This is a genomic window from Shewanella sp. MEBiC00475 (assembly GCF_005234075.1).
GTDB classification, from domain to species: Bacteria; Pseudomonadota; Gammaproteobacteria; order Enterobacterales; family Shewanellaceae; genus Shewanella; species Shewanella polaris.
In genome coordinates, this window is the sequence record NZ_CP039928.1 from 1,572,570 (window position 1) to 1,594,750 (window position 22,181).

At 36.0% G+C, this 22,181-nt stretch carries 17 protein-coding genes and 2 pseudogenes; 8 read left to right on the plus strand and 11 right to left on the minus strand.

Going from position 1 to position 22,181, the window contains the following annotated elements; translation table 11 throughout:
- The first annotated feature begins 241 nt into the window (after window positions 1–241).
- The gene (locus FCN25_RS06895) at window positions 242–4,099 is read left to right on the plus strand and encodes a S8 family serine peptidase (protein ID WP_137223214.1); all 3,858 of its coding nucleotides are present in this window, start codon (window positions 242–244) and stop codon (window positions 4,097–4,099) included.
- 679 nt (window positions 4,100–4,778) lie between these two features.
- Here FCN25_RS06895 and FCN25_RS06900 read toward each other — a convergent pair.
- Window positions 4,779–5,477, minus strand: a complete 699-nt coding sequence (locus tag FCN25_RS06900; protein ID WP_137223216.1) for a hypothetical protein — start codon at window positions 5,475–5,477, stop codon at window positions 4,779–4,781.
- A gap of 1,181 nt (window positions 5,478–6,658) precedes the next feature.
- Here FCN25_RS06900 and FCN25_RS06905 point away from each other — a divergent pair.
- A complete protein-coding gene (locus tag FCN25_RS06905) occupies window positions 6,659–7,942 on the plus strand; it encodes a site-specific integrase (protein WP_137223218.1) in 1,284 nt (427 codons plus the stop codon).
- A 142-nt stretch (window positions 7,943–8,084) separates the two neighbouring features.
- Here the strand turns inward: FCN25_RS06905 and FCN25_RS06910 are convergent, their stop codons facing one another.
- Complete coding sequence (locus FCN25_RS06910) at window positions 8,085–8,618, minus strand: hypothetical protein (RefSeq protein ID WP_137223220.1); 534 nt, start codon at window positions 8,616–8,618, stop codon at window positions 8,085–8,087.
- A 255-nt stretch (window positions 8,619–8,873) separates the two neighbouring features.
- Here FCN25_RS06910 and FCN25_RS06915 point away from each other — a divergent pair, with 255 nt between their 5' ends.
- Together FCN25_RS06915 and FCN25_RS06920 are read left to right on the plus strand one after the other, a co-directional pair.
- Window positions 8,874–9,206 carry a hypothetical protein gene (locus FCN25_RS06915; protein ID WP_137223222.1) on the plus strand — a complete coding sequence of 111 codons (333 nt, stop codon included), beginning with the start codon at window positions 8,874–8,876 and terminating at the stop codon, window positions 9,204–9,206.
- A gap of 17 nt (window positions 9,207–9,223) precedes the next feature.
- A complete protein-coding gene (locus FCN25_RS06920; RefSeq protein WP_137223224.1) occupies window positions 9,224–9,439 on the plus strand; it encodes a hypothetical protein in 216 nt (71 codons plus the stop codon).
- On the opposite strand, the gene FCN25_RS06925 is transcribed toward FCN25_RS06920, so the two are convergent.
- Window positions 9,440–9,679, minus strand: a complete 240-nt coding sequence (locus FCN25_RS06925) for a helix-turn-helix domain-containing protein (RefSeq protein ID WP_137223226.1) — start codon at window positions 9,677–9,679, stop codon at window positions 9,440–9,442.
- A gap of 479 nt (window positions 9,680–10,158) precedes the next feature.
- On the opposite strand from FCN25_RS06925, the gene dcm reads away from it, so the two are divergent.
- The gene (gene dcm / locus FCN25_RS06930) at window positions 10,159–11,376 is read left to right on the plus strand and encodes a DNA (cytosine-5-)-methyltransferase (RefSeq protein ID WP_137223228.1); all 1,218 of its coding nucleotides are present in this window, start codon (window positions 10,159–10,161) and stop codon (window positions 11,374–11,376) included.
- Window positions 11,377–11,418: 42 nt separating this feature from the next.
- Here the strand turns inward: dcm and FCN25_RS06935 are convergent, their stop codons facing one another.
- The gene (locus FCN25_RS06935; protein ID WP_175405837.1) at window positions 11,419–12,663 is read right to left on the minus strand and encodes an MspI family type II restriction endonuclease; all 1,245 of its coding nucleotides are present in this window, start codon (window positions 12,661–12,663) and stop codon (window positions 11,419–11,421) included.
- A 367-nt stretch (window positions 12,664–13,030) separates the two neighbouring features.
- Here FCN25_RS06935 and FCN25_RS06940 point away from each other — a divergent pair, with 367 nt between their 5' ends.
- Window positions 13,031–13,237, plus strand: a complete 207-nt coding sequence (locus tag FCN25_RS06940; protein WP_254693731.1) for a hypothetical protein — start codon at window positions 13,031–13,033, stop codon at window positions 13,235–13,237.
- Between the two features lie 286 nt (window positions 13,238–13,523).
- Here FCN25_RS06940 and FCN25_RS06945 read toward each other — a convergent pair whose 3' ends face one another.
- From FCN25_RS06945 to FCN25_RS21090, 6 genes and pseudogenes are all read right to left on the minus strand, one after another.
- Window positions 13,524–13,802: a hypothetical protein gene (locus FCN25_RS06945; protein WP_137223234.1), complete on the minus strand. Its 279-nt coding sequence runs from the start codon at window positions 13,800–13,802 to the stop codon at window positions 13,524–13,526.
- Between the two features lie 146 nt (window positions 13,803–13,948).
- A pseudogene (locus tag FCN25_RS21085) lies at window positions 13,949–14,152 on the minus strand (ISAs1 family transposase); the annotation flags it as partial.
- A gap of 151 nt (window positions 14,153–14,303) precedes the next feature.
- A pseudogene (locus FCN25_RS06950) lies at window positions 14,304–14,543 on the minus strand (IS3 family transposase); the annotation flags it as partial.
- Window positions 14,544–14,851: 308 nt separating this feature from the next.
- Window positions 14,852–15,505, minus strand: a complete 654-nt coding sequence (locus FCN25_RS06955; protein ID WP_175405839.1) for a zinc ribbon domain-containing protein — start codon at window positions 15,503–15,505, stop codon at window positions 14,852–14,854.
- A gap of 523 nt (window positions 15,506–16,028) precedes the next feature.
- Complete coding sequence (locus FCN25_RS06960; RefSeq protein WP_137223238.1) at window positions 16,029–17,273, minus strand: tetratricopeptide repeat protein; 1,245 nt, start codon at window positions 17,271–17,273, stop codon at window positions 16,029–16,031.
- Window positions 17,274–17,930: 657 nt separating this feature from the next.
- Window positions 17,931–18,155 (minus strand): SOS response-associated peptidase family protein, encoded by a 225-nt coding sequence (locus tag FCN25_RS21090; protein ID WP_254693732.1) that lies wholly within the window; start codon window positions 18,153–18,155, stop codon window positions 17,931–17,933.
- 470 nt (window positions 18,156–18,625) lie between these two features.
- On the opposite strand from FCN25_RS21090, the gene FCN25_RS06970 reads away from it, so the two are divergent.
- Together FCN25_RS06970 and FCN25_RS06975 are read left to right on the plus strand one after the other, a co-directional pair.
- A complete protein-coding gene (locus tag FCN25_RS06970; RefSeq protein WP_137223240.1) occupies window positions 18,626–20,086 on the plus strand; it encodes an AAA family ATPase in 1,461 nt (486 codons plus the stop codon).
- Complete coding sequence (locus FCN25_RS06975) at window positions 20,079–20,924, plus strand: HNH endonuclease signature motif containing protein (protein ID WP_137223242.1); 846 nt, start codon at window positions 20,079–20,081, stop codon at window positions 20,922–20,924. The genes FCN25_RS06970 and FCN25_RS06975 overlap by 8 nt, the downstream gene beginning before the upstream one ends.
- 308 nt (window positions 20,925–21,232) lie before the next feature.
- On the opposite strand, the gene FCN25_RS06980 is transcribed toward FCN25_RS06975, so the two are convergent.
- Complete coding sequence (locus tag FCN25_RS06980; RefSeq protein WP_137223244.1) at window positions 21,233–22,066, minus strand: hypothetical protein; 834 nt, start codon at window positions 22,064–22,066, stop codon at window positions 21,233–21,235.
- Between the last annotated feature and the right edge of the window lie 115 nt (window positions 22,067–22,181).

Sequence of the window (22,181 nt, forward strand, 5' to 3'; positions counted from 1 at the left end):
CAAACGTCACAACAAAACCTCGCGATATAAATCACAAATCTACACACACTTATTAACAATTATTTGCCACTTTTTTAAATCGTAGTGTTACTTTTGTTAAACCTTTGTGCTACAAATGCTATTGATGTGCCATAGAGCGCAACATAAAAATGTAAATATTATAAACATATCTCTTAATATTCATCGTGTTTTACACGGTTGGCTCATGTATTTAAGTGATATATAAAACAAGGAAGAAGTTGTGAAGACAAAACTAGCCATAGCCGTTTCGGCAGCACTAATTTCAAGTGTGACTTATGCAAATACACAATATACCTCTAACCATTCAGGCGTTGAGTTATTATCTATTGATAACAATAAAAAACCTGCTGTAAAGATTAACGACGTTAAAGCTCCTCAACGTTATATTGTTGAACTTGAATCTCCAGCTATTGCAAAATATCAAGGTGGCATTTCAACTTATAGCTCTACAGCCGTAAAAGATAAAAATAGTAAATTAGATATTCAATCGGCTCCAGTTCAAAGTTATGCTTCTCACCTTAAAGCCGAACAAGCTGCATTTACGAATGCACTTTCAAAGGTTGCTTCAAATGCTAAAGTTGAACGCCAATTTAAAACCTTATTTAACGGTGTCACTATTGTTGGTCAAGGGTTAACCGTTGAACAAATTATGGCTATTCCAGGGGTTATCTCTGTATATCCTGAAACGATGTATAACATTAACATGGATGCTTCACTCGAAGTAATCAACAGCGAAGCCATGTGGAATGCTGTTGAGGGCATGGAAAACGCTGGTAAAGGCATTCGTGTTGCTGTTATTGATGGTGGTATTCGCCCAGAAAACCCAATGTTTTCAGGCGACGGTTTTGAAGCACCAACAGCTATGATGCCTACAGATGACTACTGTTCTACTGTAGATAGTTCATTTTGTAATGATAAATTGATTGTTGCACGTTGGTCACAACCTACGTTCGCAGTTTGCCCAGATGAATACATGAGCCCATTAGGCTTTGGGGGTCACGGTACTCACGTTGCAGGCACGGCCGTTGGTAACCAGGTAGAAACAACATATGAAGGTGTTGACGTTACCTTGTCTGGTGTTGCTCCTGCTGCATATTTAATGGCTTACAAAGCACTTTATTCTACAGAAGACTGTACAGGCGGTAGTGGTTCTAACATCATGCTTATGGAAGCATTAGAACATGCTGTTAATGACGGCGCAGATGTTATTAACAATTCATGGGGCGGCGGTGCAGGTTCAGATCCAGCGAGCAGTCCATACAAAACAATGTTTGAAGCAGCTGAAGCGGCTGGTATTGTCGTTGTAAGTGCGGCAGGTAATGATGGTAATGCGGCTAAAACAGTAGGTTGCCCTGGTTGTATTGAGTCTGGTATTACAGTGGCTAACAGTACTACTGGCCGTTACTTTGCCAACAGTTTCAATACTGGTGGCGACGATTTATTAGCGATTCCAGGATCAGATACCGTCATTGACATGGACATATCTGGAACCGTTATTTCAGCACTTAGCATTGACGCTGAAAACGTTGAAGGTTGTGATGCATTTGCTGCTGATTCATTTAAAGATGGTATCGCATTAATTTCACGTGGTTCTTGTAACTTTAGCGACAAAGTGACTAACGCTGAAGATGCTGGTGCAACTGCAGTTGTTGTTTATAACAACCGCGCTGGCGCACCTATCACCATGTCAGTGCCAGGCGTTACATTCCCTTCTGTTATGATTTCGCAAGATGACGGCATGGCAATAATGGATTCAATGGGAGACACTGCAACACAGGGGACTATTGGCGCTGATATTAAACGTATTATGGCCAGTGGCCTTGCTGATTCTATCAATGAATCTAGTTCTCGTGGTCCAAATGGTAATGAAAATATCCTTAAGCCTGATTTAGCGGCTCCAGGAACTAACATTTTATCAGCTTTTTCACCTGATGATGGTGGTGAAGACTTTAGTATGATCTCTGGTACTAGTATGGCTAGCCCACATGTAGCAGGTGCAGCCGCGTTGTTAAGCCAGTTACATCCTGAATGGTCAGCAATTGATATTAAAACAGCTCTAACATCAACGTCTACAATGGATGGCATTTTAGATGACGACTCATCAACACCAGCGACACCTTTTGCTATGGGTGCGGGTCGAATGGATCTAGATGCTGCAGCAAAAGCAGTGTTAACATTTGACAAGCCTTCTATTGCTGCTGACTCTTGTGTAGGTGTTTGTACCTTTACTCGTACCGTTTACAACAAAAGTGATGAAGCATCTTCTTGGGCACTTTCTGCAAGTTCTGATGCTGCAGGCCTAATGATTTCACCGTCAACACTTGAATTAGAAGCGGGTGCATCTGCAACATTTACAGTCACTGTGGATTCTACCTTTAGTGAATATGGTGATTGGATCTTTGGTAATGTCATGCTATCCAGCACTGAAGGCAAGCAAAATGCACACCTTCCATTGGCTGTATTAGCTAAAGAGTCAAGTGATTCATCATTAATCTCTACCTTTACAACTGACACTGATATTAGTGTTGCTGACCCGTTCACAATAAAGTCTGTTGTTAACAATACTTTGTTCGAAAATACAGTCACTCTAACTGCAACAACACCAGAAGGCACAAAGCTCACATCAAAAGACGATGTTTCTGTCGCCCTTAATGGTGCAACGCAAAATGGTTTAAGTGTCGATGAGAATACTGGTGTTATCACTTGGGTTGGGTCAATGGACCTACCTGAAATGGTGACAACCAGTGGAACAGGTTCATACCCAAGTGTTGCGGCTACAATGTATACCCCTGTGTGTGCTGATGGTTGTGATGAAGCATCATTTGTATTTACAGTTCCAGCTTATAAGTACAATGGTGTAACTTATACTGCTATCACAATGTCAGATAACGGTATCGTTATTCCTGGTAATGCTTCAACTGCAGGCTCTTGGAATAATCAAGAATTACCAGATAGCTCAACCCCAAATAATGTTGTTGCTCCATTCTGGTCAGATTTTGATTTAAGTGATGGTACAGCTACCGATACTGGCGGCGGATCGGTTTCAATTGATGTTGTAGGAAATGATACAACCAGTTGGGTAGTTGTTGAATGGAAAGATGCACAGCTTTATGGCGACACATCTGGTGATCAATATAGCTTCAGCGTGTGGTTCCAAACTGGCGATACAGAAGAAGTCACATTTAATTACTTCGATATTCCTAACATGCCAGATTACGTCACTATTGGCGCAGAAAACATCGGTGGCAACATTGGTACAAGTCGTTACTATAATGGCGTAGGTACTTCTGTCACAAATGATGACTGGGTAGAAGTGAAATCGACCACAGCTGGTAGTGTTGAACTTGCTTATAAAGCGATGGTAACTGACTTTAGCTTCGGACAAGCCGATGCGCCTTCACTTGATGAAGATACTTCTATGGAAGGCAATGTATTAGATAATGATACTATACCAGACCAAAAAGTAGCTCGCACTCAAGTAACAGGTGATGGCATGACGGCTAAAGCTCAACGCTTAATCGATGTGTCTCCTGTTGGACAATTAGATACTGTTGTTCTTGTTGATGAAGTGACTAACGGCGAACTGACTTTAGCAGCAGATGGTGCATTCACTTATACACCAACAGCAGACTTCACTGGCACAGATACATTCTCTTATACATCGACAGATGAAGAGGGTAATTTGAGCACGCCTACTGAAGTTGTAATTACTGTTAATAACATTAATGATGCTCCAACTGTTTCTCCTTCTGGGATGAGCAGTGCTGGTGGTTTCGTGGTAACAGCAAAAGCTAATGGCGACGATATCGATGGTGATGCACTAACTTATGATTGGGTGCAAACTGGTGGTGCGAGCGTTAACTTTACTAACGGTGGTCCATCAATCTTATTTACTGCACCGGTAGGTAATGACAGCTTAATTTTCACTGTAACCGCATCTGACGGTGAGCTGACTAGTGAGCCAGGTACAGCAACTATTAAAATCACTGAGGAAGAAGAGCAATCTTCTGGTGGTTCTATGGGTTGGTTAACTGCACTATTACTGCCATTAGCTGCATTACGTCGTCGTAAGCACTAATTATCAGTAATTAATAATTTGGTAAGCCCAAATTAAACCTAAAAAACCAGCTGTTATCAGCTGGTTTTTTTATTGAATAAATAATACCAATCTAATTAAATATCTGGTCTATTCAGAGTCTCTCAGGTTTTTCAATTCAAGGCGCATTGATGTAGAAATGGCTGTTCCCTTTTAAATCGATGCAACACAGAAGTGGAATACCTGAGAGACTCCATTCTAGCGGGTTTCAAAGTCCTTTATGCTTCGTTAGATGCTTTCAAAATACGACTGCATGGTCTATTTTTTTCCATAAAAAATAAGACATTCCCACCATCCATGGCGGTCAGATGCTGGAGGTAGAGTAACGCAGGAGCTTGTTACCGAGAATCACTATTCGCTTCAATCATCTGCCTTGCCTACAGCACTTTGAACTCCCGCTGAAAGATCACATATTTAATAGGATTGGTATAAAACGTGATGATACTAGTTAACCTGAACTTGAGATAAGAGATAATAATATGGTAATAAAGATCATAAACCTAAAAGTTAACCACTATCAAATTTGTCATTTGTTTTACTAACAAGGCGAATTGACGCGTTAATAGCGGGTCTATTGCAAGCTCTTCTTGTGTGAAGAATAACGCAGTTAGTAAAGCAAAGAACTGTTTGAGAGTCGTTTGTTAACCCGAGCTCAGGTTAGTTATTCATTTTCATCTGACTCATCAGCATGAGCAGAAGCTTCAAATTGCTCTACATCGGCTAACTTTCCGAACCAAAAATCTGAGCTGATCATCTTAAACTGACGAGATAAGCCTTCACTTGATACTGATTCTAATTGCCACAAAATCCCTGTGGCTTCAGGAAATTGGGTACCTGTAAGTTGATCTTCATACAATCGATGTAATAACGCATCTGGAGATAACCCTGAGGCCAAAAGACGCACCATCGATGCATGCAATGACTTGTCAAAAATAGTTAAATCATCTGCATCTGTTGCAGTTACATTAACCGTAAATTCAACACCGGTAGGCTCGGCAAAAACACCATTAAATGCTTCTCTCAATAATGCATAAGCGCTAAAAAAACCTTCATGAAGTAGGCAATCAGAATATTCTTCCCATAACCTATCTCCAACCATATCGTTACTTACTTGATCAATTTTACCCTCTGTTAATTCAGTAAATAAATGAGTCAAAACGATTTTAGCAGCTTCATTTACCTCTAAATCATTAAGGGACATCATGCACATCTCTCTAAGCTCAGCAGCATCCATGCCTTCTAAACCATCATCTAAGCCCATAATTGCCATCAACTGAAGGTAATCTTCATTTGACCAAGCATTAGGGATTTTATTGATTTTACGAAAAGAACCAATTTGCACATTAAATTGCGTTTGCATGGAAACTCCTTCTTATAAGCGTCAAAACATGACTAATACAGATAAACCTAATTCCTCACTTATACAATCGCAATACTGTATAAGTGTGAAAACGGTATGTAATACATTACACCACCCCCAAATAATATTAATGGGTTGATAAATATAAATTTATTTAAAACATATAATATTAAGAATTACATTAAACTTTGTTTACATAATATGAATCTAGTCTACACATCAAACAAATCATATTTTGAATGACACAAACGCTGACAGAGTCGCCACTCTGCACATGCTGAAACTGCAATGATCCCCTAAGCAATTATTATGAACTTTTATTTTAAAGGTGTGTTTACCAATATAGGTTTTATAAATTGTGTTGCCTAAAATCACTTCACACATAAATTGCCAATATAGTATGTGATACCAATGCCAATAATTAACTGGTCATTCAGCGGGAGTTCTGCGCCTTCTAGGCAAATAATAAGATTGTAGGCATAGTTGTTCTCGACACAGCTCCTGCGTTGCTTTATCTCCTGCATCTGACTGCCATAGATGATGAGAATGTCTTACTTTTTATGGAAAAAATAGACCATGCAGTCGTACGTCAAAATAATGTTAAGCATCCTAGAATACTGCAGAAACCCGCCCTTCGGGAGCGACTCAGGCTTACCATTTCGTTGTTGCATTGTTTTACAAGGGAACAACCATTCTTGCAACAATGTGCCGCAAACTGAAATACCTGAGTAACTCTGATTGAACACCTAATTAATGGAATTGATATAAGATCGGCTTACTTGAAACTATTACCCGTTTGCATCGTAGCTAGAACACAACGCGCAGTAGACAAAGATTTTAACTCGTTGTAGTTTGAGGTCAGCCATTTTCTGTTAATTGATTAATCTTATGGCGGCCTATAATGATAGGTTGAGATCGTATTGATAAAGCTAGTAGACACAGAATCAATAAATTAGAGACATAAAAAAACCCTGTTCAATTAAGAACAGGGCTTTCAAATAATGGTACCGGTGGTCGGACTTGAACCGACACGACTTTCGTCAACGGATTTTGAATAAAGCGCGTCTTATATATTACTAAAATTGATTTTTTTTGCTATTATTTATCAATCACCTAACATATATTAGGCATCACTAATATACTACTTTGCAAATTCTTTGCAAAAACTACAGACAAAAACTATGAGCAAACAGGTCGAAAGACACAATATTTCCGACGAATTATATATCTATAAACAAGACAACAGTAAGCGTTGGTATGCCCGTATCAAAGTGATTGATAAATGGCACGCCAAAGCCACCAAACAAACAGAAAAAGAAAAGGCTATAGGCATGGCCTATCGACTTCAAATGGAATACCAATTTATGGCAGACCGCAATATTTTGGTTAGTTCAAAACGCTTTCGCGATGTGGCTGAAAAAGTGATTAGTACCATGCAAGAGGCTCTCGATAATGGAACTGGAACACTTAACGACAAGACCTATATTCAGTTATTGCATAAGTACCACATTCCTTTTTTCGACCGCACTTACATTACTTCTATTGATGCTGAAAAGTTACGTGAATTTAATAAATGGCGTGTTGAGCAATTTAAACGAGTCCCTGCTAAATCGACACTGCTTAATCACAATGCCGCCATGCAATTAGTATTCAAAGAAGCAGTTGAAAATAAATGGATGTTAGCCGCTCAAGTGCCTTCGCTGTCTACAAAAGGCGCGGAGTCACAGCGGCGAGCACATTTCTCACCAGAGGAATACGATAAAGCATTTGATGCAGTCTACCAACTAGAGCAAAACAGCAGTAAGAAAAAAACTCGCCTGATTCGTGAGCTACTCAAGGATTATATGGAGTTTGCAGTTAACACAGGCATTCGCCCCGGCACGGAGATGGAAGGCCTAACATGGGGTGATATTCATATAGATACCAATGAGCATAACGTCATTTTCTATATAACAGTCACCAAGGGGAAAACGGTCAAGCATACAGGTACTAGGGAGGTTGTCTGCCGCGATGAAATTTTTTCAAGTGTCCAAGAATTACGAGAGCGGTTCCCTGATAGAAAGCCCTCGGATAAACTATTTCGATTAGCAGATGGGTCAACCACGAATGAACTCAGTAGAACCTTTGATAAGGCGATATCTGAAGCTAAATTAAAATCGTCACCACAGGGAGTAAGAACGCTTTACTCATTACGCCATACTTACATCACATGGCAACTGATGTCAGGTAACGTCAGCATGGAGGTTTTAGCAAAACAGTGTGGTACCAGCATTGCCATGATTGAACAGCACTACAGCCATGTCACACCTAAAATGTACAGTAAAGAACTCTCAGGCGTAGACTTAGGTAAAAATGCTCCCAAAGCAAAAGTCAAAAAGACCTCTGGTATGAAACAAAATGAAGCAAGGCTTTCTGAACTATTTAAAGAATGGCAAGCTAACTATAAGCAGCATGGCTGTATTTAAGCTCACAGTAGGGCGTCTCAGTAATTTTGTACAACAAATCAAGCGTGATTCTCGTTTCAGCTTGCTCTACAAGGACAATATAACTGCGGTCAATATCAGCACTTAAAGCTAGTTGATCGGCCCCTAAATCTGTAAATACTTTTTACTTAGTAACGGTGCTATCAATAAATTTAACTGAACGAGATATTTCACATTGAATTTTATATGACGTCGGTGCGGGTCTTCCCTTAATAACAAAGTTACTAGATTGTCCCGGCTTAAGTTTAAAAGATTTCTTTTTTTTATCCCAATCTTTTTTTTTCATACCTTTTTTATAATATTTAAACTTAACTTCAATGGTCGCTGTATAAGTTGAATACGAACTAATATTTTTAATTACACCACTGTACGAATCACGATTGCACTGTCCCTGTCTAACGGAAATAGCATCTCCAGCGTCCATTGTGTTAACAGGCTTTTTTTCATCTTCAATGATTGGTCCTGAACTATCTAAAGACTTGAATGTCATGCTAGGTTGACTTGGTTGGTACAACCCTATTGATTCATTATCATTTTCACAAGGTGTTTGTGAATAGTTTGTAACACCGCCAATATCACATTTGTACACTGATGCGACTGTGTACCCTTGAACCATAAAAAGAAAAAGAGTTGTAACTATTTTATATTTAAACTTCATGAATATCCCTTTCTGAAACGAGTAAACAACAGTTAATTGAGCTTTCGTTAGGTTTATCCCATAACCTGTAATATAAATTATGTGACTAATAAATTTGCATAGCAACCTTAGTTTTATCTTTACTCATTTTAATTGGAAGCACTATACCAAACGAGAAATCAACTATGGGCCTACTGCTGTATCCAAATCAAATTGAACACTTCTCGTCTTCTATACACCAATGATAAGATGTGTAACTACGTTCAGGAGTTTAAAATGGCACTATATAAACGCGAGTTTGGTGAAAGCTTTAATTTAGGGTTTAATTTGGCAGACTACCCTTGGCTAACAGACAAAAGCTGGCACAACGATATGAGTCCTAGCTTTTTCTTTAAAGTGGGTATTCAGCACCTTGTCCTGTGGGTAGACTATGAAACTCCTGATGACCGCGAGCAATCAGAAGAACGTTATCTTGTGATGACAGCTATAAACGAAGGCACCGATAGTGAACCAGAAATAAACACAGGTGAAGAAAGTGAAGTCGTGTTTACAACAGAAAGCCCTTCTGAACTAGCGGCGTATCTAAAAAAATTAGCCTCTGCACACTAAACCCTAAGGATGACATCATGGATAACGACACAAGTACCTCTCTACCTTTTGAAGATGAATATAAAGGTTATGAAATATATGTTGAACCCAATCCAGACAAATACAACGAAGGTTTTAGCTGGTCAATCAGCAAGAATGATGAATGCCTAGACTCAGGCTTAGAGTTTGATATTAAAATGGCAATTGATACTGCCCACAACGCTATCAATGCCTTAGAAAACGAATCACACTAATCAACTAGATTCATTATTAACTAGCTCAATATGCAGCCTACGAATAAATTCTTCTGGTGTAACACCCAACGCATCAATCAACCCTTCAAGTGAATCAAGGGTTATGTTGCGAACAGAACGCTCTACTCCTGAAATATAAGTACGATCAATACTAGACTTTCTAGCCAATTGTTCTTGGCTTAATCCAGCTTCATTACGTATTTTTTTCAGCGTTAAAGCAGTCGCATGATTGAGATTCACTATTTTATGTCCAAGTTAAGATCGTCAAACCGATATTCGATGATTTATAGATATGAAGCAATGGAGTATAAGTAACATTCGCTCTTAAATAGCACAAAGCTACCTATACCATTCATGGGCTAATGATGAAGTTAGTCCCCAAAAACTACTTAATCGTACAACCAGAGCTTTTATATTTCAACAAGCAACTATAAGACCTAATCATTGTTGCATTAATTATTGATCGCTTATAAATAGATACGAAGCGATTCTGATGAGCTAAATGCTGCCATTACAACCTCTACCAAAAAAAATCTACAATCATATGATAAATAACTACTTTTCTAAGAATAAGCCTTGTCAGCACATAGCTAGAGACTAATTGTGAATTAAACCCTCAAGTAAACAGAAAAGACATTTCAAAGTTCAGGAAGTAAAATTGATATGTTGTTAAAAGTACTCAATGAGTATAAAATTCCGTATTAAAAACGAGAGCTATAATGAACACGATGGAGATCGTTCTAGCTAGAAAAGAGTTGAACCTTACACAATCTCAAGCAGCGAATATTTTGTATGTCAGTAAACGGACTTGGCAACAATGGGAACTTGGCCAAAGAAAGATGCATCCCGCATTCTGGGAGCTGTTTAAAATTAAAATGAATTATCAGCCTGAGAGCTTAAAAATGACACAGATTTATACTCAATATACTCCAAAAGATATTAAAAAAAATCACGAGGAGCTTGCTATTGAGACACACAACGAAGAGCAAGCACTCAGTAAAAATAAGAAATATAAATTTATAGATTTGTTCGCTGGAATTGGTGGAATTCGAAAATCATTTGAACAAATTGATGGTGGGTGTGTTTTTTCTTCGGAAATAGATCCTCATGCACAATTTACTTACTACACAAATTACGGAGTCATTCCATTTGGTGATATTACAAAAATAGAACCAGAACAGATACCTGACCATGATATTCTTTGTGGAGGCTTTCCATGTCAGCCATTTAGCCATATAGGGAAAAGAGAAGGATTTGAACATCCAACGCAAGGAACTATGTTCCATGAAGTACTAAGGATTATAGAACATAAAAAAACCAGAGTTGTTTTTCTTGAAAACGTAGCTGGTCTTGTAAATCATGATAATGGCCAAACACTGAAAATTATCTTAATGGAGCTTGAGAAAATTGGGTATAAGTGCCATTACACTTTGTTAAATGCAAAGGATTTTGGTGTACCTCAAAACCGAAAGCGCTTTTACCTAGTCGCTTTTTTAGATGACGTTGAGTTTTCATTCCCTGAGCCCCCGATGATAAACTCGGATATTGGAGACTTTATTGAAAAAGGTATTACTGGTTACTCTATTTCAAAGCATTTACAGCAATCATATTTGTTTAAAAAAGATGATGGCAGACCAGCTTTAATTGACCAGGAAACAAAAGGGTATGTAAAAACTCTAGTATCGACATACCACAAAATCCAACGTTTAACTGGAACATTTGTTACGGATGGTGAAACTGGAATAAGATTACTTACAAAGAATGAATGTAAGGCTATTATGGGCTTCCCTGAGAACTTTATTATACCGGTTTCCAGGACTCAAATGTATCGACAAATGGGTAATTCTGTCGTTATTAAAGTTGTAAGTGAAATAGCAAATGAAATTGATAAATCTTTATCAAGAATATCCTCTATTAAGAATGGAAAAGTATCTTAAATAAAATAAATTAGGAGGCTACTTGCCTCCTAAAGTACTTATCTATACTAAAATAGGTAATTTCAGCTGTATTCTAGAACCACATTGTTTCGATGGATATGTCCAACTGAGAGGAACTCCATAGACAAAATGGCTGTTATCAAAAAGCTCTCGAATATAAGACTGAAAGTCGATAAACCTTGTCACACCTGACTTGTTAATTAAGAGGTAATTTGATATTTGACTCTCGGGTTCAATAAGGTTGTAAGAATCATGAGCTCCCATTAATACCCATTCCATAAAAATTCTTTTGTAAGGTTCAAGTAATATTTTAAATTCATCTACTGTATAGCCTGATGGTAAGCCATTAACAAAGTTTTTATGAGAACCAAATTCTTGATAATAATGAAAGTAATTTGCAAGCTTAGTATCAGAAATATTTAAAACTCTTATAAAGTCATCAGCTTTGTAATCATGACAGCTAACCCTACTATGGATTGTATTTTTTATGGATATTGTTTGTACAACAACCCCTTTTACAGTATTTAGTTTAATGATTACATCCGTTTTAGCATTACCACCACCAGCTAGTTTTTTAACTGTATTTGTAGCTTCAACAGACATTATATCTTGAATGCAACATCCACAGTCAGAGGCCAATGTAGTAATTATTTGTTTATATAGATTATCAACAAAAGAAATATTTACTTTAAGAAAACGCAGCTGTTCATAGTCGTTAAGGATTCTGACAACTTCCTTCTCAAATGTATTTCCTCTCACGCCATAATAACTGCCATCTTTAACAACTGTTGTACCTTCTTCTTCTTCACGGGCTTTTTCTAACTCAACCGAAATCTTATGATTCTCAAGAAAATGAATTAATTCACTAAATCCTAAAATATGTGTCGCAGGGCTGTAGGCTATTTTATTTTGGACATTTCTACGATATAACAGCAAAGCAGTATTAGAAGTTAATTGCTCGTCTGGATAAAGGAGGATTGAAGCAATAATACGATCAGATATTTGAGCATGGCCCATTATCCCTTGAAAATCATACAAATCTTGTTTAACCCTGTCTTGTCTATAAGAGTTGCTGCTATTAATAATAATAATTTTTTCATCTAAAGTTTCTAAAATATAATTTGTTTTATATTGATTTCTATAGGTAAAACCCGTGTGATTAAAGTTACTTTTCCCCCAAAACCCCTTAATAACACCTTGCGCCTTAAGCTCCTGAAATTTAAGGGTTAACACAGCATCAAGTTCTTGTCCTGCTTGTTGCTTTAGTCGATTGGCTTCATTAATCATGTATTGTTCCATAAGAATTGACCTTAGAAATAATTTTTAAAGACTTTACCAAGCTTTAAAGTGATGAGCAATTCAAAGCTCAAGAGATAAAGAGTATTATTTTTAAAAATAAAAGACACAATTACGTAAAAATGACTTATAACTACTAGTTTCGCTGAATATGGCAATCACAATAGGTACTATCGGTTCTTTATATGCTGAACCTCCCCACCATTCAATACGTTTTAGAGTAGTACGTACGCATTTTACCCTTTTTATCTTTACACTTAACTAAAGGTTCAACCTGATTTAGTAAAACTAAATGAACGCCATCACAGTTCGGCACACGGCACACGCGATACTCGAAGAAGATGAATGGAAGGTGCTAATGCGGTTTAATAAACCTAGAGGGCATAAAGATAAAGGAGCACAGAGTCTGAAATGGTCGTATCAATCAATAGCAAAGCTGGGTGGTTTCACAGATACTAAACCAACAGGGATCGCAAGCTGGACAGCGGTTTGGGAAGGTTGGAGTACATTACAGTCTCATGTTGTAGGCTACCTAGTCGCGAAAGACATGATTGCTGATGACTAGAGCTTATGAGATCTGATCAAGATACAGGCCTTAATCCTTTTGTTATGTTTTTATAACCTAGTTTTTGAATAAAGGTGTAACGGGTGAGGTTATGCGTTTTCTGATGCTCAGTTAACAATGTTTTCAGTTCATTCATTTTACTTTTCTTATTATTTAAAAATACGTTGCATATATTTAAAATCATAAAAATAACGCTTTAGCAGTAATTTATCGCCCTGCAAGTTATTGGTTAAATAAGCGACTATCTAATGTTGTATTGGGTCTGTATTCCTCAAATAAGTAGGTATTAATTAACTTTAAAATTAAAATTGACGAATGTATATAGCTCATTAATTGATGTGGTTATTTCTTTCTCGGGGTAATTAACCAAAGGTGATTTTCTAATATTTTCAACTAAATCATTAAGTGGAATTATTGTTATATCTTCATTACAAAAAATCAAAGATTCTGCATCAATACCATCATATACCCACTTTTGATACAGCACTGGGTAATCACCAAACATACATTCAACTTGCGATGTAATAACCGTATCTTCATCTGTTTTAACTTGATTGAATTTCATAATTATCCTCATTGAGTAATTTTAACATGCTAGGAATATTTATATTGATTGGGAACCTTAATAAGGTTGAAAAAATGTCGTAAAGTTCATATTTACTTTTTAACGATAATACCTCTGTTCATTGGGCAGGGCAACCGCATTAGTGTTTAATTTTTATACATGTCGCTAAATCCCGTTTTTAAAACAGCCTCTAAGAAAGTTGGTTTCATCCATGCTAGTTTGCGTTTTGCACAGATTCTCCCTTTTGAAGACTCTGCCATGAGCATATTTAAAGAGAGTTGGCTTAACATTGCCCAATTCTCGGCACCGTTTTGTTGATGAATTTCGCATTGGTCTTCTCCCAAACTGACATGATGCTTTAGTTAAAGAATATGGCAATGATAAGGTCACTTGGGTCTCTAAAATCAGTGATGGTGATGGTTACGATATTAAGTACTGACTTGGTCAACCTAGTTAAGTTCGTTAAGCTACTTCTTTTAACGGCTTACCCATACACTCAAATTAATTGGGACTTTGGTTATCAAGGTATGAATGCATTCGTTTGCTGCTGTACCCCATTGTGATGTAATTCAGACATCCTGTTGTGCTACATATCGCGTCCGATAATTGCGCCAGTGAACTAGCTCCTGTTTCAAGCTGCCGAAAAAGCTTTCTACTACGACATTATCCCAACAAACATTCTTTTTTACTCATACTGCCTAAAAATCTATGTGATCTCAGTATTCGTCGATATTGATGACTTGTAGCAGTCTACAAAAATTGGCCTGCTTGATAGAAGCTATACGAATTACACTACACATTGCTGATTTGAAAAAATCTGCGCTTTAATAGTTATTAAAGTGCACTTTTAGAGCTTAATCGATAAGATTGCACATTATCGTGATGAACTGATGTAAATCTCAACTTATGCTGCTGATGGTAAAAAAGTGTTTATAAGTCTCAGGCCTTCCACCTTTATATTGGAATGGCTCTAAAATCGTGACCAATTTAACTTGACCACTAAAAATCCCCCTATTTTAAAGGAACTTATAATCTGAATTCTGGCTAATCTAATAAACATATCGGCAGAATCGGCATATTTTGGCATCTAGCTTAATTACTTCAGCACATTGAGGACATGTTTTGTCATTATGTGTTTCTTGTTTATTGTAAGTAACAGTTAAAGAGCCTTTCTTTGTAGAAATTACAAAATAAAAAACACCTATTAAAACAAAAGCAGCACCAATAAATAAGTTTATAAGTAATAGGATAATGCAAAGTATAAAATAAATTATGGCACCTGCACTCATTGATGTGTTTTCAGTCCAACGTTTTTCAGATACGATATATTCTTTCATTTTAACTTTATCGTTAATGAAAAGGTCATATGCATGCTTATGAGTGCCATTATAACGAATGACCAAAATATCTTTGTTAATGTCTTCTACAACAGTCAGTTCTGGCCGGTTCTTACCTATGAAAACATAACCATCTGATTCATAATTGTTAATTACTTGAATCGTTCTATCATTTCTAGTTTGCATTGTAGTATCAGTAAATATAGTCACAGCACTGAGGTCTGATGCGCAGCAAAGTTCGACCAATGCAATATTATCTTCATCGACATTATCTTTAACATTTCTTAAAACATTAGACGGATTATCAAAAGTGTTTAAAACTATAAACTTTTTTAGAGTTTCAGAAACGATAATTACTGTGTACATAAAATCCCTTATTAATAGATAAAATGAGCATTCCATAACTCATTAAAAGACTCGTTATTAACTTTTAGTAAAAAATAAAATAATATAAATCTAGCATTTTTCATAGAGCTACACCATAAAAAACACAAATGCATATTTTCCGACTGTTCTTCACCTAAATCAGAACGAATAGTACGATAACCTTAGTGCCTATCGCTTTCTAACCTACATTGTCGATGCGACCAATAAGTTTTTTATTTGTAATTTCACGCTGACTTTTAGGGACTTTTTAGGCATTCGAGTAGCCACTTGGATGTGCATTCATCCCTTGGCAGAGCACTCGTTAATTTAGCGCTAAAACACTTGAAAGTGCATATAAATAACTATTAAAGTGCACTTTTAGTTTGTTACACCGCTAAATTACTGGATTTTACGCATTATCGAATAATGTTAATTCTGTATCATTTATTTAAACTACACGAAAAGAGATTATTTATAACAACATCGACTTTCGATATCGCTGCTGCTATTCAATCCCTGAACTCTATTCAAGTAACCCTTCTTTATTTATTCTACTATAGAAATCAACAATTCGTTGTCGTCCTTCATTATTGTCATTATAAGTTTCATTCTGAAACTTAACATCCTCAACAACTGATTTAACCTTTTTCTTTAAGCTAGCTAATTCATCTTTAGGTAAATGCATGACAAAATTAACTAATGGTTTATTATTTTCAGTAACTCCACCTTCTATACCAGCCAATATATACGTGAAAGAATAAATCTGGTTATATTGTCTATAATGGTTAGGATGTGGGCTTATAGATAATGCATTGTAATAGCTAGCTAATGCCATATCGTAGTCATCTATAGCCATATATGAAGCGGCTAGATTTTCGTAAGTATTATCATCAGGTTTCTGATTTACCGCCATTGTCCCCCAATAAATTACGTCCTTGTTACATTTTTCATCACACTTAGAACCATATTTTTCCGCTAACATTTTCTGACTTTCATAATCTCCTTTTAATGCCAAATTTTTTAATAAACTTTGTACGACACTTCCATTTCTTTCATCTTTTTTTATGTATTTAAATAAAGGTCTACAACAAAAGTTCATATTTACTTTGATCAACAATTTTGTTGCTTCAACATTATTTAACTTAACCAATTCATTTAGAATAGCATATGCTTTTTCGACGTTTTGCGTAGTTGCAGCAGTACCATACTCATATAATTTCATAAGTTCTAGCATACTTTTTTCGTCTTTTTGAGTGGCGCCACTCTCTGCTAACTGGAATGCTTTTTCAAAATAAGAATATGCTTTAAGTGGATCAGGTGTTACTACTCCGTCAAATCCAGTTGTAAAAGCATTCCCTAACAACATATTAGCCCGTACACTAGAGCTGGCCTGTTCTAAAGACTTATCAAAAATATTTTTATTTAGTTTTTTTACCGTTTCTTTATTAGGTTCTAATAACAATCGATTTTTAGAATAGATGCTACTAATATCATTAACCCCAGTCTCATACATCATAGCTAAAATTTGAATTGCTTCAAGATTTCCCATAGCGGCAGATTTTTGTATGTATTGAATAGTTTTACCATAATTTTCTTTAGTACCTAACCCATTACTGTAAGCTTTTGCAACTTCAACCATGGCTGACGTATCCCCAGATTCTGATAGTAAAACATTTTTATTGAACTCAGAGGTAAGGGACAAGTCTTGTGAAGCATTTACTGTTCCAGTAACTAAAAACATGATTAAAAATATATAGTTTCTAAACATGAAATAACATCCTTTTTGTAATGTTCAGATTAATTATTCACCCATTTACTATTTAAACGAGTATCTGTTCTCTAACTAGCGGCTAGTGCGAATGAAAACTATCGTTTTTAGAGCAGTTCTAACACTTCCACAAACCACACTATGAATCAGTAAAATGACTTATCGAGATGAATATGGCAACTAAAAAATCCACAAAATTGCTGTGGACAACAAAAATTGGTCTGCGAGATAGAAATCATACGGATTAGATTGTACATTGCTGATTCGAAGAAAGATTTGCACTTTAATATGTATTAAAGTGCACTTTTAGCGTGTTTTAGCGCTTACTTTACGTGTTCTGCGCGTAATTGTGATAGATAGACACAAAATACAGTTTATGCACACATTACTGCATAAATAGTCACATTCCATCAATTTACAGCTACAAAGCACAAATCTGAGAAGAGTCAGCATAAGCACAGTGATTCAATCAAATTTTGAAGAATGCTACAGCGATAATGAGCAAACTTTCTCAAGCACTAGCTATACAGCTAAGTTTTTAATTTTGTTATCGGGATTATTGAACAACAGACTTTCTAGCTGGTTCGGTTCAGACTGAAACCAATAATGGATATAGCTAGCACCTATCAGCAAAGACATTCAATGGTGGTAAAGACTTCATTTATTCGTCGGTGCAGTTGTAAGGTGCATAGCATTATCACTGGAATAAAGAATACCTGCCATATACAGCGGTTCATTATCTTCATTACTAAACAGGTACTTTTGCTTCTTAGCGCCGCCTTCATCTCTCCATTCAAACCAACCAGAACAAGGCACTGGACATCGATTATAAGCAAAGGTGAGGTAAAGGTTTTTTGATGGCAACAGTCTCGGCTTGAGCATTGACTAACATCCTCTTAAACCATTCAGGCTTTATGCCCCAAGTGGCCTCTTGTTGATGCAGTGCGTCATTATGCATGACTATTGTCGTCACCTTTTCCGTGGGACGTAAATCTAGATTTTGCTGCGCATGAAAATCTAAGCCTAACCTGCTTAATACCATTGGGCTAAGCATTTCATTGAAGTTGAGCCTTCCCCATATAAGCATCTCTCACAGTAAACCGTTAATATTCTTGCTATGGGCCAGTCATCTTTAGCAAATAATAGCAAGCTGCCATAAGACTAATACCCAATGTCGATTTTAAGAAAACATGTTTTTGCTACGCAATATTGACAAAGAACAACTTCAAGCTTAACTTGTTAATTTATAATGTTTTAAGCTTATTTCTCATGCCAATGCTGGCTACAACTCATAGCTACCCTACACATTGCAGTTCTTTTGTGGATAGGACTGATAAAAGATAGGATTCTGGATGAAAGGTTTAAATGTATATGTTGGCGATGTTGCTCCAGCAAAAATAGATAGGCTTAATGAGTCATTTTTCCTCAGAAATAATTCTTGGGACGATTATTCTTATCAGACAACGTACCAGTTATTTTACATTGATAAAGAAAAAGAACTTTTAGAAATTGGTACTGTAAAGATTGCTACGTCAGACCTTAAGCACCACGAACGCCCTTTTTTGAATGGTTATATTAAAGACATATCAAAAAAATATTTTTCTCTGGGTCAAGATGAATCATATTATTCAACTTTAAGAGAGTTGCCAAATGAAGGCGGTAAAAGGCTTTTGGCAATGCTCAAGGATATCGCTTTTAATAGAGAAGTCTGGATTGAGAATAAATCATCACAAGCACTGGATTATTCTTTGCTAAGAAACGTAACTAATTTAGATGTTATTAGTTACCAAATGGTATTTAAAGGTGAAAAAGGAAAACTCGATTATTGCTTAACTATTAATAATACCCCCTCTGTTAGTTTTAAAATTAATCATAATCTACCATTTAAAAATTCTAACATTCATGCTGTAATAGGTAATAATGGAGTAGGTAAGACTACTTATCTAAAAGAAATTGCAAAAAAAATAGTAGATGATGACTTCGACTGTAAGATTCTAAGTGACATCAATACGGAGGATATTGACGATGGAATAAAAATTGATTACATAGAGAAGGTGCTTTTTATCAGCTTCTCAGCTTTCGACAACAACATTCCTGATATTAATGACAAGTATAAATTTGACTACTTAGGATTACATAATGGTGAAGGCGGATTTAAAAGCCCTGAATTATTAAGTAAAGAGTTTAATAGTTCATTAAAAAACTTAATTAATGGTAAGAAATTAAATTATATAAAAATGGTGCTAAAGCCATTAGAAAATGTTGACTATTTAGGTGAACATATAGATTACTTTTTTGAGAATATTGAAAATCTATCAAAAATTGTCAAAATGTATAGTGAACTAAGTTCTGGTCATCGGATTGTACTACATACGCTTGTATTATTAATGGATAGTTTACATCAAGGAGTTGTGACATTATTTGATGAGCCTGAAACACATTTACATCCACCTCTATTGGGCGCATTTCTTCAATCACTTCAAATAATATGTGATACGTATAATGGTTTATTGATATTTGCGACACATTCTCCAATTATCCTTCAAGAAATACTTACAGAAAACGTTTTAGTACTAAGGCGATTAGATGATAATGTCACTTATACTCGTCCAAATGTAGTGACTTACGGTCAAAATGTATCAAAACTAACTAGAACTGCATTTGGCTATCAAAATGTTGGGTTTCATAACACAATCAGCGAGCTTGTTGAGAATAAAAAAATAACGAAAAAAAATATCTCCACTTATAATCAAATAGGTTCAGAAGCTACAACATTAGCATGGGGTCTACTTTACGGGAGTGACGATGTTTAAGAATATTCACTCTTTAAAACCTGATGTTGTAATTGAATTCTATTTGGCAAAAAAAGGAGTTTCAAAAAAGCATAAAAAGAACATTAATAGGATTAAATCAGCTCTACTTAATGACACAGAAATATATAAAAAACTCGCTACTAAGGGTGATTTTCATAAGGTTAGTGGAAAAATATCTACTATCGACGATGATAGTATAAAGAGTCTAAAGATATTATATGACACGTATGTAAAAGAAAGTGGTGTCAAAAAATTAATATTTGAACAGAGCCTATATTGTGTTGGTTGTCAAAAAGGCTATGCTACAGACAGAGCAACTAAAGATCATTTTTTACCCTCTTCTATCTATCCTAACTTTTTTGTGCTTCCATGGAATCTTGTTCCGACATGTGGTGACTGCAATAGAGCTAAAAGTAACGTCAGCCCAAGAAGTAATATAGAAAACTTACCGCACCCTTATTATAACACTCATCTTTTCAAGAAGAATTGGTTAAAGGTTATGATAGAAAAACGTAAGCCATTAAAATATAAAATTACTTATGACGACTTACTTAGCCCGTCAGAAAAACAAATGGTAAAAAATCATTTAGCAGCATATAAACTAGAAGGAGTGTTTAAACGTCATATGTCTGTACTATTTGATGAATTGGAAGATGGACTTCGTGAAACTTTTGTTAATAATGGTTCGGCTAACCTAAGATTGTTTTTAGAGGGAGAGAGACAAAAAGCATTCGTTTCTCCATTAAAACTTAAAACTTACTGGCCTATTAATATTGATTACGTCTTTATATCAGGCTTGTATGATTCTGATTGGTTCTGTGACAATTACTATCGTTGATTAAATAATGCTTGGTGAAGTATAAAATACGTACTTCACCAAATATTATTACTTCGAAAAATTAACCACTGCCCACGTAATGCGGACAGTGTAGCGTTTTATTAACTCGTTCTGCATGTAATCATGACATAAAGCTTAGAATATATAGTATTTACTGCATTCCCAGTTATATTTAGTCATATTTTTATCAGTTTACAACGAAAACACATCTATCTGTGTCAAGTCAGTATAAGCACTGCAATAAAATGAAATACAGTACACTTAAATAGCCAACTGTTTTTGTTCAGTTTAATGTACTTGTTCAGTTGCTATTCGTAGAATGAACTATTGTCCAAGTACATTCCTTGTTCATAGAAATCTAGCTTAGTCACTTCATCGATTGGAGCGATTAATTTAAAAGTAAAAGGTACACTCTGATTCATAGAAAACGGATCATGCTTTGATCCATAATTTAACGTACATTCAACGTCACCATAACCAATGAAGATAACCTCTTCAGGTTTTACTTGTTCAATTTTATAATTATCCACATTTACGAGTTCTACAACAGTTTGTGATGACAATTCGATTAGAGCTTCATGAGACTCAAATGCTAATTTATTAAATACGATATCATGAACCTCCTCTTCAATAGCTTCAATCACGTGTTCTTTGATGCCATAAATGGTATCTATAATACTGGTAAATGAAGAAAGTAAATCTTTGAGGAAAGCGAGCGCTTCTGTTGGATTTGCGCCCATTGCATGTTCATTTATATGGGTGTATTTATTTAGCTTTTGATATAAAGCTAAATACTCTTTTGTCACTACTTTTGTTTCTTCCGTAATCCATTCAGGTACAGTGGCATCGGGAAAGTAACTCTGAGTACAGTATTTTAGTTGTTGTCTTCGATTAACGTCATGGAGTTCAGAAGCACGTTCATGCCAACTAGCTAACTTAACATCATCGACAGGAGCAAGTCGGTCAGTAACTCGAGTCAATAGTTCCCGGATTACAAAGGCGAAGTTATTGAACCGTATAGGGTTCCCCATGGAACAGTAATTGCGCAACGCAGCATCCAATACCTTTTGTTCAAAACCACTTTCAAGGCGAGAGCTCAGCATTACAACTTCGGGAAATGTTTTTAGTCGTTTTAACTTCATGTAGCCTCGTTATCAAAATACAACTTAACGCCTCGCTCTAGGGAATCCCCAGATAATTCTTTTAAATTTCAAAATAGTAGACACACATGGTGCTATCTGATCAAATCAATTTCGT